We start from the raw sequence: 13269 nt of genomic DNA on the forward strand, positions 1-13269 counted from the left end.
TTTGTTTGGGTTTAGGTATTTTGAGGCGTCAGTCTTTGACCGCGCCAGAGGTGAGTCCGCCGATGAAGCTCCGCTGGAACAGAAGGAAGAGCAGGAGCACCGGGATCGACCCCAGGATGCTCATCGCCATCATCTGGTTCCACTCGAAGGAATGCTGGCCCATCAGCAGTTGAATGCCGATCGGCACGGTCCGCATGGCGTCGGTGCGGGTCAAGGTCAGAGCGAAGAGGAATTCATTCCACGAGATCATGAATGTGTACACCCCGACTGCCACGATTCCCGGTATCGAGATGGGCACGAGCACCCGCCACAGGGCGGTCCAGGCGTTCGCGCCGTCCACCTTGGCTGCTTCATCGAGTTCGCGAGGCAGAGTGTTGAAGTACGCGGTCATCATGATGATCGCGTAAGGGAGCGTGAACACCATGTGGGTAAGAATCAGGCCCGGATAGGTGTTGTAGAGGCCGAGTGCGACCATCAGGCCGAAGTACGGGATCACTAGTGTGATCGGCGGAACGGCTTGCACTGAGACGATCACGACGTTGATCAGCCGCTTTCCAGGGAACTGGTAGCGGCTGAAACCGTACGCTGCAAGGATCGCGACCAGAAGGGTGAGCACAGTCACCGCAATGGCCACAATGTAGCTGTTCAGGAAGAACCGCAACCGCGCCGGGTCGGTGAGGATCGCTGTGTAGGCATCCAGCGAGAAGCCCGACGTGATCAGTTTCGGTGGGAGCGCGAAGACCTCCCCATTCGCTTTGAACGAGGTGGAAAGCATCCACAACACTGGCAGTCCCGCATAGAGTGCCCCGATCACCAGGGCCGCGAAGGCTCCCACCTTGAGCAGCGGCTTCTTTCCGGCCCGCCGCTCGCGAGGGACGTCGATCTTTTCGTCCCTGCGTCCCCGAAGGGTCAAGTTGCTCATATCAATCACGCACCGTCTGATGACGCACGTAGAAGAAGGCAAGGACCATGGTGAGCAGCAGCACGATGACCGCGGCCGCGGAGGCTGTCGAGAATTCGAAGTTGCTGAAGGCCTGCTTGTAGGTGTAGGTGCTCATCACCTCCGTGGCGTTGAGTGGACCCCCGCCCGTGGTCATCCAGATCAAAGCGAACTGCTGTGACGTCCAGATGAGGTCGAGCACTGCCATGCTGACAATCACGGGACGGATATGGGGCAGTGTCACGTACCGGAACCGCTGCCACCATCCCGCCCCGTCGACGCGTGCTGCCTCGTGCAGCACGGCCGGCACGCCCTGGAGGGCGGCCAGGAGGCTGATCATGAAGAACGGATACCCGGACCAGATGTTGATGAACGTCACGGAGGCCAGTGCCGTTTCGGGTGTAGACAGCCAGTTCGCGCCCTGGATGCCAAACGTTCCGAGAACGTAGTTCACCACACCAGAGGGGTCGAGCATGAGACGCCAGACGACGGCGATCACCGCGATGGTGAACAACCACGGAAGGATGTAGACCACCCGGAAGATTGCCTTGGTGACGTTGCCGAGCAGCGAGGTGTTCAGCAGCAAGGCAAAGACGAGACCCAGCACCAAGTGCACGATGGTGCTGGACGTGATGAAGAGGAAGGTGTTACCAAGCGCCGCAAGGAAAGCAGGATCGGTGAGCACCTTCACATAGTTGGCGAACCCAACGAACACGGGGTTCGGTTCGACGATCACGTTGTCCATGAATGAGTAGCCGGCAACCATCAGGATCGGCACCACGGTGAGCAAAGTGATCAAGGCCAGCGTCGGCGAGACGAAGGCGAACGGGGCGAGCTTGCGGCCGCGCACCCCGGAGGCGCGCCGCTTCGTCGACCGCGGGCCGACGGCGTGCCGTATCCTTCCGGGTCCCTCGACGTTGGTAGAGGACAGATTCATGTCTCAAACTCCCTTGTGGGGTCGTGCCGCAAGCTGGGCGGCACGACCCCGTCGAATCTTCGACGTCAGAAGATGGATTTCCATGCGGATTGCACGGTGCTGAGTGTCTGATCGACACTCTGGCTTCCCGTGAGGGTCCGCTGCAGCTGTTCGTCGAACGTGCGCTGCAGCTGGTCGGCCTTCGGCAGGCCGGTGAACTCATTCGCCGGGTAACCGGCCTGGTAGATGTCGAAGGCCGTCTTGAACAGCGGATCGCTCTTGCTAAAGTCGGGGGTCGCCGTCTTGTTGCCCGGGAAGCCGTTCGCAAGGTTGCTCAGCTGGGCGTTCGTGTCCTTGCTCATGAGGAACTCGACGAGCTTGGCCGCTTCCGCTTTGTGCTCAGACTTGTTCGAGATGCCAACACCCCACGATGCGTACGGGATGCCTCGCTTGCCGGTGTAGCCATCCTCGGAAGGCAGCGCTGCCACCGTGAAGTTGAGGCTGGGGTTGTTCTTCTTGATCAGGTTGATGTGGGCGAGCGAGTCGATCACCATGCCTACCTGACCGTTGGTGAACTTCTCTACCTTGTCCTGTTCCTTCATGGTCAGGGCGCCGGGGACTAGCACGTTCGCGTCGTAGAGGCTCTTGACGTAGTCGACTCCGCTCTTGACTTGGGCGTTGGTGACGTCAGGTTCCCCGTCCTTCAGCATGCTGCCACCAGATGCCCAGACCCAGGACATGACGTCGTTCTGGATGCCATTCGGAACTGCGGTGTCGAGCGGCAGGGCCCAACCCTTGACGTTGCCGCCGAGGGCGCTGATCTTCTTCGCTGCGTCGAGAAACTCACTGCGAGTGGTCGGCGCCTTGTTTACCCCGGCCTGCTTGAGCAGGTCGTTGTTGACGAACAAGGGGTAGACGAAGTTGACCGCGGGGATCATGTAGGCCTTGCCATTGACCTTGACCTCGCTTGCCAGCTGGTCTTCGGAGAAGTTGTCAGCTTTCAGAAGCGGAGAGAGATCGGCGATCGCGCCCTGCTTGGCGAAATCGCTCACCCAGGCACCGTCAAGGCCGAGGACGTCGGGCAGCTGGCCCGAGGCTGCGTCGGCAACCATCTGCTGTTGGTCTGAGGAAAAGGGTGAGCTGAGGAGCTTCACCTTGACGTGTGGGTTCGCCTTCTGGAATTGGTCAATCAGGTTGGCCAAGGATCCCTGCGGGAGCTCTGGCTCCCACCACTGGGCGAACTCGAGGGTGACATCGCCGGTGGCACTGGTACCACCGGAGGGCGAGCCACTGCAACCTGACATTGTGAGTGCAGCAACGGCGGTTACGCCTAACGCTGCGAGCAGCCGCGGGCGGCGGCCTCTCCTCGTGCTCATGTCCACTCCTTCGTGTAATTGCTTGATCATGCGCATTCACTGCGTGATACAGGACACACTAGTCCTGCGTATGACGCAAACGCAAGCATAAAAATGCAAATAACCTGACTAACTGGGATAAGAACAGCAAGCATCTCTGCAGTATCGACATTTGCAACCCAACAAACCGGATACTCTCCCCGTTATGCAACACTTCTGCAGTTCTTTGCTGTAATCGCTTCGAATAGCGCCGGTCCGGTGCTAGCATCGCAGCGTGAGCGAGTTAAACAGCGTGGCCATAGACGAAGGGCGTTCGCGCCGACACCCAGCGGGCAGGAAGGCGCAGCTTGTCGCATACGTCACTGAAGTCGGCCAGGTGACAGTGGGATCGCTGGCCGATCGTTTCGGTGTCTCGATCGACACTGTCCGCCGCGACCTCGACCAGCTGGACGGTGAGGGCCTTCTTGTGCGCACTTACGGCGGCGCGGTCAGTGTGGCTATGAGTTCTCGAGTTGAGAAGGCCGTGGATCTGCGCCTTGGCTTACAAGCCACGGAAAAGGATAAGATCGGCACCCTTGCCGCTCAACTCGTTCGCGATGACACAGGGATCATCATGAATGGTGGGACCACGATGCTTTCGGTGGCTCGTGCACTCCGCAACCACCGGGACCTAACCATCGCCACGAACAATCTACTCGTGCCGGCGGAACTGGACCCGGCCGTCTGGCGCGAACTGTACATCTTCGGCGGCTCCGTCCGCTCGACAACCCTTGCGACGACGGGGCCGACGAGTCTGCGGATCGCAACGGGCGGGGCAGATCTGGACATTCGCTGCGACTTGGCGCTCATTGCCATCGGTGCGGTGTCAGTGCAGGGCGGCTACACCACAAGCAATGTCGGAGAAGCCGCAATGATGAGCGAGATGATGTCCCGCGCCACTCGGGTTGCTGTACTGGCGGACTCGTCGAAGTTCGACAAGCAGCTGTTCGCCCAGGTCGGCTTGCTGGATAGCGCTGATTATTTCGTCACCGACACCCACCCTCCCAAGGAGCTTGAAGCGGCATTTCGGGACAGCGGCGTGCGTGTCATCACCCCGGATTCGGGTCCGGTGCCCGTCTCCTGATCCAAAGATGCCGGACTTCGACAACGCCTCGCCACGCACGGCCACGGCATGTCGGACGAAGCTTGCGGTCTTGCCAGGTCATCCGGGAATCATGCCGGGGTCCCGTCCGTTCTCATCGCAGAATGACCTGCCTCGCAGGCGGGGACAAGTAACGGAAGTCTGGGGACTGACCATGGAGTTGAACGAAACAATTGCCCGTCTACGCGCCGGACATCTCATGGTCCGCGACGCCCAAGAGTGGGACGAGCTATCCACGAACCTGGGACGCGCTTACGACAGCAAAGACGACGAACTCATTGAACAGCTACGGCCACCGTTTCTTCAGTCATGGAGGACAGTCACAAGATACGTCCTCCGCGACACATTCGAGGCGGCAGGCATCGCAGTCACTGAGCCCAGCCACCCTTGGGGAATCGCAACACTCACCGCAAAGGGAACCAGCTGCGAGCCACTCCTATCCCGCGCCGACGAAGCAGACACCGAAAGGACAGAGTCCCTGTACGGCGGACTCCACCTGTTCACTTTCACGGAAGCAATCAGCAACTACGCCGACTGCCTGACGCGCCTGTTCGACGAGCTGGACTGACCAGCGATTTCCAAGGACAGATCGCACTCGAACACCTCGGAATCGTACCTGGGGCCGTGCCCGGCGAAGCCATGCTCCAGCACCGAGGCTCCCGCACCGACGCCGGATCGACTCACGTCAGGCCCCTGCGCGGCGAACCGCTGAGCACGGTGGGGACGTACTCGAGCAGCTGGATCCGACCGTCGAAGGGAAATGATCAGGTCGACCATCAGGTCAGCTGATGACGCCTCCGCAGTTGCCTCGCCCATAGCCGCCTCGTCCCCCGCCGTACAGGTGCGCCGTCGGCGCGGAGGGCGCGGAGACATGACAGCGGCTTGCTTAGCGAATCCCGCTGTCAACAACCAGCGTGATGTGAACGGGGGTTTGCGAGATGACCACTTGCTCGCTGGCTGTCGAAGCGTAACCGCCCACGTTGCGCGCTTTGATGACGTAGCGACCGTCAGGCAGCTTGAGGCTGAAGGCACCCGTGCTGTCGGTCAGTGTTGAGCCCCGCACAATTTCCCCATCCAAGGCGACAACCGCTGCCCCTGACAGTGGGCGCGGCGGACACTCCTGACCAATACGTTCCACAGGACACACCGGGGCGGTCAGCACGGAGCCGTCAACAACCCCGGAATGCCCAGTGACCGAACCGCTTTGACCGGCGCACCCACACAGCCACATGACCGCCGCCAACAAGGCCCAGCCGAACCGCTTCACTTCACTCACCAACATTCCAGCAGAAGGCTCAACGATTAGTACACAACACCGAGTATCCACCCTGCCGGGCCACCGGGAGCCCCAGAACCCATGCTTGCCAGCGATATCTAGGGCAGACTGGTGGCGTGAGCCGCATCCGGTGGGTACTACACGTCGATCTCGACCAGTTCATCGCGGCTGTCGAAGTGCTCCGACGGCCGGAACTTGCGGGCAAGCCGATCATTGTAGGCGGTCGGGGCGACCCCACGGAAAGAGCTGTGGTGTCTACTGCATCCTACGAAGCCCGAGCGTTCGGCGTAGGTTCCGGAATGCCCTTACGCATCGCGGCTCGGAAAGTGCCCGACGCCGTTATCCTGCCCGTCGATCACGAGGCTTACCTCGCGGCGTCTGAAACGGTGATGGCTACCCTGCGCGCGCAACCCGGCGCCACCGTGCAGGTGCTGGGTTGGGATGAAGCCTTTGTGGGCATTGAAACGGAGAATCCGGAAGCCTACGCCCGGCAGGTGCAGGCCGCAGTCCTTGAGCGAACGCAGCTGCATTGCAGCGTGGGCATCGGCGACACCTTGGTCCGGGCCAAGGTCGCTACCGGTTTCGGCAAGCCGGCCGGCATCTTCCGTCTCACTGCCGGGAACTGGCTTGACGTCATGGGCAGCCGGCCCACCAAGGACCTGTGGGGCGTCGGAACCAAAGTGTCGGCCCGGCTGGCCAAGCTCGGCATCAACACAGTCGCCGAGCTCGCCGCATCCGACCCCCAAGACCTGGTCCCGGAATTCGGCCCCAGGATGGGTCCGTGGTACGCGCAGCTTGGGCGCGGGGACGGCGCCAGCCTGGTGGACGACACCCCGTGGGTTGCCCGCGGGCATAGCCGGGAGACCACCTTCCAGCAGGACCTGACAGAGCCCGCCCAAGTGGACGACGCCGTGAGGGAGCTGACAGCGCGTGTGCTCGAGGATGTTGTGGCCGAAGGACGGCCCGTGGTTGGGCTGACCCTCAAGGTTCGGTACGCGCCGTTCTTGACCACGACCCACGCGAAGAAGATTCCCGAGACATTCGACCGTAACGAAATCCTTGCGCGGGCCATGGACCTCGCGGCCGGAATCGAAGCGGGCCGTCCGATCCGGCTCCTGGGCCTGCGGGCCGAAATGGCAATGCCCGACGATGCCCGAAAGGGACATACGCCGACGCGCGGAGGTTGGTGACGGCGTCGCTCCCCTCCTTACCGGCGCGGACGGTGGACGCATCTCAGAACTGCGGCGGGATGCTGGGTATGGAGCGGTGGAGCATCTTGAATGCCCGCCACGTCCCGGGGATCAGATCGGTATCCCTCCCATGCCTTCGACCGGTTCGTCGGCCGGGCAAAGCTCATCACGGCTGACGGTCGTGCCCGCTGAGTACGAGGCCCGCCAGGCATCGAATTCTGCTGCCGGCGCAGGGCGGCAGAAATAGTACCCCTGGGCAACGTCGCAGTCGAACGTCATCAGATGCGAGAGTATCTCGGCGGTCTCGACGCCCTCTGCAAGGACGGTCAGTCCGAGGCTATGGCCCAGGTCGATGACGCTGCGCGCAATCAGGGCGTCGCTGGGCTGCGTTGCCATGTTTATGATGAACGATTTGTCGATCTTGATCTCAGTGACGGGCAGGTTCTTGAGCTGGCCCAGGCTGGTATACCCTGCCCCGAAGTCGTCAAGGGAGAGCCGGACACCCATCAAGGCGAGGGTTTCGAGCAGCCGCTGGGCCCGTGCAGGTTCAGCCATTAGTGCGCTCTCGGTGATCTCGAGCTCGAGCAGTTCGGGCGGTACCCTGTGTAAAGCGAGCAGATCGGCACGTGCTCGGGCAGGCTGTCATCGAGCAGGCTGCGGGCCGACAGATTGACCGATAAAGGCAAAGGGCGCCCGTCGTCCATCCAGGCCCGGGCCTGTGCGAGGGCGGAGTCCAGCACGTGGCTGGTCAGGGGCCCAATCAAGCCGGTGTGTTCGGCGAGCGGAATAAAGCCGTCCGGGAAGATGAGTCCTCTCTCCGGGTGTTGCCACCGGACCAAGGCTTCAGCCCCGATGATTTCCCCATCGCCGAGGCTGATCTTGGGCTGGTAGTCAAGTACCAGCTGGTTCTCGGTCAGAGCGCGACGCAGGTCTCCGAGCAGGGCCAGCCTGGCCGGGCTGTGCCCGTCCGCGCCCCGGTCGTAGGCGAAAACGCCGAGGTTCTGGGCCTTGGCAACATACATCGCGACGTCTGCCCGCTGCAGCAGGGTCGTCGGGTCGGTCCCGTGCTCGCCGGAGAGCACCACTCCGACGCTGGCTTCGACATCGAGGGCAACGCCGTCGATCAGGAACGGCGTCTCTAATGCGTCCCGCAACCTGGCGCCGACGTCCGTGGCCGCCAGGACATCAGTGACGTCCGGGAGCAGGACGGCGAACTCGTCCCCGCCGAGTCGGGCGATCGTGTCGCGTCCGGTCAGCACCGAGCGCAGCCGTGCGCCGACCTGTTTCAGCAACTCGTCGCCGTAGTGGTGGCCGAACGTGTCGTTGATCTCCTTGAATCTGTCCATATCGATCAGCAAGAGCCCGGCGGTCGTGCCGGTGTGCTGGGCCGCAGAGATCGCCCGCCTGCAACGCTCGAAGAGCAACGTGCGGTTCGGCAGCCCAGTCAGGGCGTCGTGTAGTGAGCGGTGCAACGCCCGGCGCCGTTCGGCGTCAAGGAGCCGGCGATGGCCCCGCGTGACCGAGGCCGTCGCCAAGGCCATCAGGAGCCCCAGCAGGAAAACCCACGGGGTCAGCCAGCCCTGAAGTTCCTCCAGATGCCGGAGCTGAGTCAGTTGGGACAACGAAGTCTCATGGTGGCTACCGTCCGCCGAATGCACAGCCTCCGCGATGGCAACGAACTTGGGGTCGACCTCTTCGGAGTCGATTTTCAGGGCAAGCGGAGTGTCCTGTTTGTCGACGGCGTCGAACAGGCGGCTGATCGACGAGCGATAGTCCTGATGCGCCGCATTTACCCGCGATGCCTGCTCCCGGTCGCCCTGGTCCCCGTTCCGGGCCACGAGATCGAGCGCATTCACCAGATCAGCGGAGGCTGCGTCGTATTCGGCCCGCACGCCCGGACCGGGCTCAAGGCGGTACTTTCGCTCGAGTGATTCCTCCGCCGTGACTGCGCGATCGGCCTGGTCATAATAATCAGACAGCTTGCTCGCGAGGTCAGCCGAACGGGCCGCCGTGGATGTGGACTGGGAGGACCAGACTGCAAAGAGGGCGAAGCCGAGCAGCACCAGCACCAGCGCCAAGGAGGCCACCCGGCTGCGCCTAGCAGTGCGGACATCGGCGTTGGACTGCACCGCGAGGAATTCGGGGTCGTTCTCAGCCGTCTGCGTCGCCACCGATTCAGGGCGGCTCCGGTCCGCTGGCTTGCGCGCAGCTATCTTGTCAATCATTTGGTCCCCCCAGTGCGTCGCACGCCCCGGTTCAAACGCGGGCGCGGACATAACCAATGTTGAAGTCCCGTCAGCCTACGGCATACGAGACGAACCGGAGTCAGATCCGCCGATCACACCGGCTGCGGAACGATCCGAATGTACGGCTTGGGCTCCTTCCAATCGCCAAAGATCTCCCGGGCCTCGCTGTTCGGGACGGAGCCGGCGATGATCACGTCCTCGCCCTGCTTCCAGTTGACCGGCGTCGCCACCCGGTGCTTCGCCGTGAGCTGAAGCGAGTCGATGACACGCAGCACTTCGTCGAAGTTACGTCCGGTTGTCATGGGATAGACGAGGATCAGCTTGATCTTCTTGTCCGGCCCGATGACGAACACGTTACGGACGGTCTGGTTGTCCGCGGGCGTGCGGCTCTTGGCGTCCCCGGACGTGGCTGCCGGGAGCATGCCGTAAAGTTTCGCCACGGTGAAGTCCTCGTCGCCGATCACGGGGTAATTAGGGCGAGTCCCCTGCGTTTCTTCGATATCGGTGCCCCACCGCTCGTGATCAGCTGTCGAGTCCACGGACAAGCCGATGATCTTGACCCCGCGCCTGTCGAACTCTGGCTTGATCTTGGCCATGTAGCCGAGCTCGGTCGTGCAGACCGGTGTGAAGTCTTTCGGATGCGAGAACAGCACTCCCCACGCGTCTCCGAGCCAGTCATGGAACCGTATGTCTCCAGCGGTCGTCTTGGCGGAGAAATCGGGTGCGATCTCACCGAGTTGCAGTCCCATCATGTCCTCCTGGGCGTTTCGATGTGATGACGGAGCCAATTGGCTCGCCGTCACTTCCGACGGTAAGGCGACACTGTTCCCCGATCGTTCCCCCGGATACCATGAGGGCATGGAGACGTGCGCCATCGTCGTGCTGGGCGCGTTCCGCGTCGTGGTTGACGGCCGGGCGGTTCCAGGGGACGCGTGGAAACGCACCAAGGCGGCCGGGCTCGTAAAGATCCTCGCCCTGACGGAAGGGCACCGGCTGCACAGGGACGCCGTCGCCGATCTGCTCTGGCCCGATCTCAGCGCACAAGCTGCTGCTTCGAACCTACGCAAGGCAATGCATTTCGCGCGGGCTGCGCTCGGCTCGTCCGACGCCGTACAGGCGCACGGCGACCTGCTGGTTTTACTGCCCGACGCCGAGGTCTCCATCGACGCGGAGCGGTTCGAAGTGGACGGGCGCGCCGCGCTCGCCTCATCAACAGGGGCGGCCGAGGTGCTCGCCCTGTACCGAGGCGACCTGCTTCCTGAGGATCGATTCGCCGTGTGGGCCGAGGACCCCCGCGATCGGCTGCGCACGCTGTACCTGAGTCTGCTCAAGGCCGCAGCTCGGTGGGACGACGTGGTAAGGGCCGAGCCAACGGACGAGGACGCCCACCGCGCGATCATGGTTCGCGCGCTCGACGCGGGCGATCGCCAAGGCGCTATCCGCCAGTTCGAGCGACTCTGTCGGCAGCTGCGCGCCGACTTGGGCGTCGGCCCAGGGGCGGCGACGGTGGCGGTCTATGAGAAGGCCATCGCCGAGGACAGCCGTCGTGCGGAGAATCGCACTCGAGCCACGTTGGCGCGAGCACTCATCGCCTTAAACAGCGGTGACCCCATCGAAGCCACTTCATACGCCCTGCGTGCACGCGAGCTGGCCATGGAAGCGAACCTGGGCCTAGAGATCGGCGAGAGCAGCGCAGTGTTGGCGATCGCCGCGAACATGCAGAACCGCTGGCCCGAGGTGTTCGAGACCGAGTTCGTGGAGTTCACCCAGCACGACTCCGTGCGCTCCGGCTATATTCTCGACGCACAGTTGTGCCTCGCTGAGTTCTGCCTGTGCGGGCCGGACGGGCATCGGAACATTATGCGGCGAGTAGTGCGTCTACGCACGATAGCCGAGCGAGCGGGCTCGGTGCGTGGCCAGGCCATCGCCGACCTGTTGCTTGGGGAGGCGGCCCTGTTCTCCGGTGAACTCGGCGACGCCCGCACTCTGCTCCAGTCGGCTCTTGAGCTGCACCGGCGGGCCGGGGCCCGAGCCGGCGAGATCGTGACACTGCAACGACTGGCTGAGGTTGACCTCGCGCAGGATCGGCCCGACGAGGCCGCCCGGGCAGCCGGTCGCGCCTTGCCTGCCGCCGCCTCCACCTGGCTTGAGCCACACCTCGTTGTACGCCTGTACGAAGTGCTCGCCGAGGCTGCCAGGTCTCCGATGCAAGCGGTCCACATCATCGAGCGAGCCGACGCCGCTCTGGCCGGTAGGAGCGTCTGCCCGCCGTGCTCGATGGGTTATCAAGTCGCCGCAGCGAGAATTTACGCTCTGGCAGGGAAGCTGGACGCCGCCCGCCGTCGGCTCGCCAAAGCCGAACAGCTCGCTGGCATGTGGCCTGGCGGCCCATGGCACGCCGCCCTCTGGGAGGCGCGAGCCATCCTGCGCCGCGCAGAGGGTCACGAGAACCAAGCCATCGCCCTGTTCCGGGAGGCGGCAGATGGTTTTGCCGAACTCGGCAGGCGCCAAGACGAGCAACGCTGCCTGGCCGGAGCAGCACAGCGATCACTAATGACGAGCGGAAAGTCCCTTGCCGGCTAGGCGGTCTTCCGGGCACGCTCAAACCCGGCCACTTACCGAGAGCACCCTACGGGCCGCTGCACCTTGGCTTTGTCCCTGAGCTGCTTAGGAGACGGCATTGCGCCGCCACTGCACCACCCGGGTGCCTCCCTGACAGCTTGTAACTCAGCCTTAGAAGGATACGTGATCCAGTGCGAACGCTCGCAAACACATCTCCATTGACTGATCGGTCAGTGGTCTAGGTCAGCGTGTTGAACGAACCACCGTTGCCACGGCGTCTCTACAGCTCCAGCTCGGTAGTTAGCTCGCGTCCAGGCGACTGCGTTCTCCGCCGGTACACCTGCGAACCGGGCGAGGAGCGCGATGGCCGTTCCAGTTCGCCCACGGCCTCCGCCGCAGGCAACCTCAACTCTTGTCTCGGCGGAGCGTTCGTAGAGCTCTCTGAGAGGGGCAATGGCGTCAGCGGGAGTTGTGGGAAGACGAAAGTCAGGCCACCGCACCCAATGGGACTCCCAGCCCTCTTCGAGGTGCGGTTTCGCCGTCAGGTAGAGCCCGAGTTCTGGCGCCTCTCCACCCGGAGGGAGGCCGTCGCGGAGCGCGCGGCCACGCACGAAACGCCCGCCGGGTAGGGCGACAACTCCCGGGAGATCAGCCCGCCACGTAGTTACTTGAATAGTCTGACCTTCTTTCGCTGTGTTCAACGTCCAATGAGGAGGCTTCCTGGTCCAAAAGTAGCAGTCGGCACGTCCCGGACAATTGAATGCGATTTCCGAGGGCGCGGCTTCACGGGACGAGGACACATGGGTCCAGTCTGGCATGGCTGAAGATGGCTGACAGTAAGGCTCGGTCTCCGGGAACAAGGTCCTGAGGCGACTGCCGTCGGCCAGCGAATTCGTGCGGCCAATGGCTTCGGGCCTTCGCAGAGGACCACCTTGATGCTCCAAAAGGGGCGCTTGGTGCAATATCGATCTTTGGTCTCGTCCCATCTCAATGGGGCATGTCACGCGGATTTAGTCGCGGCGTTTGGCGAACGGGCGATTGGGTGCTGCCTTCCCTGCTGGACGCCCCTCACTGACACCTATTTCAGCAAGTGCACGACCGTCGTTTCGGTGTGGGCCGGATCGGGTGCCGGATCTCCGTAGATCTCCCAGGAATGCCCGGCAGACTCCCGGTGATTCGTCGCCATCCACTCGTCGATCGCGTTGTATGCCTCGTTCATGCGGTGGTATGGCCCGTGGTGGACTGCCACGGCGGCCTCGCCCCCAGGCGTTTCGGTCGCGTATACCTCGCCCGCCGTTTCAAAGATGCGCGTGACTTCGACGCCGAAGTCGCAAAGAATGGGCGCGTCGCGTTTGTTCGAGTGGTGGTAGAGGAAGATATTGTGGCCGTCCGTCCACAGACCCGGCTGACTGCGAATGAAGTCCCAGACCTTGCCCACCGCAGGACCCCATGCCGAGCCAACTTCACTCGGCGGCACCTCGCGCCGGACCGCCGCCAGGGTGCGGGGGCGAACAGTCTGCAAGTTGACGGGGACCGTCATGCGGAGATCTTACATCGCACCGCGCCATTCAGGCGATGCTTACACAGAGTCTGATCGATGGCAGGAATGCGCAGGGGCCAATCGGACCACTCGTGCGTCGGCA

13 protein-coding genes are annotated in these 13269 nt (G+C 63.0%); 4 read left to right on the top strand and 9 right to left on the bottom strand.

The annotated features are described in order from the left end of the window. Positions 1 to 28: 28 nt before the first annotated feature. The 3 genes from AC3ANQ_RS12640 to AC3ANQ_RS12650 form a co-directional block, all read right to left on the bottom strand. On the bottom strand, positions 29 to 922 hold the full coding sequence (locus AC3ANQ_RS12640; protein WP_488301368.1) for a carbohydrate ABC transporter permease: 894 nt from the start codon (positions 920 to 922) through the stop codon (positions 29 to 31). 1 nt (position 923) lies between these two features. Then, positions 924 to 1877 carry a carbohydrate ABC transporter permease gene (locus tag AC3ANQ_RS12645; protein ID WP_488301369.1) on the bottom strand — a complete coding sequence of 318 codons (954 nt, stop codon included), beginning with the start codon at positions 1875 to 1877 and terminating at the stop codon, positions 924 to 926. 65 nt (positions 1878 to 1942) lie between these two features. Further along, positions 1943 to 3232 carry an ABC transporter substrate-binding protein gene (locus AC3ANQ_RS12650; RefSeq protein ID WP_488301370.1) on the bottom strand — a complete coding sequence of 430 codons (1290 nt, stop codon included), beginning with the start codon at positions 3230 to 3232 and terminating at the stop codon, positions 1943 to 1945. 253 nt (positions 3233 to 3485) lie between these two features. Between AC3ANQ_RS12650 and AC3ANQ_RS12655 the strand changes: the two genes are divergently transcribed. Beyond that, a complete protein-coding gene (locus AC3ANQ_RS12655; protein ID WP_488301371.1) occupies positions 3486 to 4334 on the top strand; it encodes a DeoR/GlpR family DNA-binding transcription regulator in 849 nt (282 codons plus the stop codon). Positions 4335 to 4506: 172 nt separating this feature from the next. Beyond that, complete coding sequence (locus tag AC3ANQ_RS12660; protein ID WP_488301372.1) at positions 4507 to 4920, top strand: hypothetical protein; 414 nt, start codon at positions 4507 to 4509, stop codon at positions 4918 to 4920. 318 nt (positions 4921 to 5238) lie between these two features. Here the strand turns inward: AC3ANQ_RS12660 and AC3ANQ_RS12665 are convergent, their stop codons facing one another. Continuing rightward, positions 5239 to 5628 carry a carboxypeptidase-like regulatory domain-containing protein gene (locus AC3ANQ_RS12665; protein WP_488301373.1) on the bottom strand — a complete coding sequence of 130 codons (390 nt, stop codon included), beginning with the start codon at positions 5626 to 5628 and terminating at the stop codon, positions 5239 to 5241. A 116-nt stretch (positions 5629 to 5744) separates the two neighbouring features. Between AC3ANQ_RS12665 and AC3ANQ_RS12670 the strand changes: the two genes are divergently transcribed. Then, positions 5745 to 6818 carry a DNA polymerase IV gene (locus tag AC3ANQ_RS12670; RefSeq protein WP_488301374.1) on the top strand — a complete coding sequence of 358 codons (1074 nt, stop codon included), beginning with the start codon at positions 5745 to 5747 and terminating at the stop codon, positions 6816 to 6818. 111 nt (positions 6819 to 6929) lie between these two features. Here the strand turns inward: AC3ANQ_RS12670 and AC3ANQ_RS12675 are convergent, their stop codons facing one another. The 3 genes from AC3ANQ_RS12675 to AC3ANQ_RS12685 all read right to left on the bottom strand — a co-directional run bounded on the left by AC3ANQ_RS12675 (position 6930) and on the right by AC3ANQ_RS12685 (position 9816). Next, positions 6930 to 7436: an EAL domain-containing protein gene (locus AC3ANQ_RS12675; protein WP_488305319.1), complete on the bottom strand. Its 507-nt coding sequence runs from the start codon at positions 7434 to 7436 to the stop codon at positions 6930 to 6932. Next, positions 7373 to 9043, bottom strand: a complete 1671-nt coding sequence (locus AC3ANQ_RS12680) for a putative bifunctional diguanylate cyclase/phosphodiesterase (RefSeq protein ID WP_488301375.1) — start codon at positions 9041 to 9043, stop codon at positions 7373 to 7375. Before AC3ANQ_RS12680 ends, AC3ANQ_RS12675 begins: the two co-directional genes overlap by 64 nt. A 113-nt stretch (positions 9044 to 9156) precedes the next feature. Further along, positions 9157 to 9816: a peroxiredoxin gene (locus AC3ANQ_RS12685; RefSeq protein WP_488301376.1), complete on the bottom strand. Its 660-nt coding sequence runs from the start codon at positions 9814 to 9816 to the stop codon at positions 9157 to 9159. A gap of 106 nt (positions 9817 to 9922) precedes the next feature. Between AC3ANQ_RS12685 and AC3ANQ_RS12690 the strand changes: the two genes are divergently transcribed. Then, the gene (locus tag AC3ANQ_RS12690; protein ID WP_488301377.1) at positions 9923 to 11647 is read left to right on the top strand and encodes an AfsR/SARP family transcriptional regulator; all 1725 of its coding nucleotides are present in this window, start codon (positions 9923 to 9925) and stop codon (positions 11645 to 11647) included. Positions 11648 to 11856: 209 nt separating this feature from the next. On the opposite strand, the gene AC3ANQ_RS12695 is transcribed toward AC3ANQ_RS12690, so the two are convergent. Then, positions 11857 to 12612 (bottom strand): protein-tyrosine phosphatase family protein, encoded by a 756-nt coding sequence (locus tag AC3ANQ_RS12695; RefSeq protein WP_488305320.1) that lies wholly within the window; start codon positions 12610 to 12612, stop codon positions 11857 to 11859. A 92-nt stretch (positions 12613 to 12704) separates the two neighbouring features. Continuing rightward, on the bottom strand, positions 12705 to 13166 hold the full coding sequence (locus AC3ANQ_RS12700; protein WP_488301378.1) for a GyrI-like domain-containing protein: 462 nt from the start codon (positions 13164 to 13166) through the stop codon (positions 12705 to 12707). Positions 13167 to 13269 lie beyond the last annotated feature (103 nt).

Source organism: Arthrobacter sp. DMZ02-1R (genome assembly GCF_057747935.1).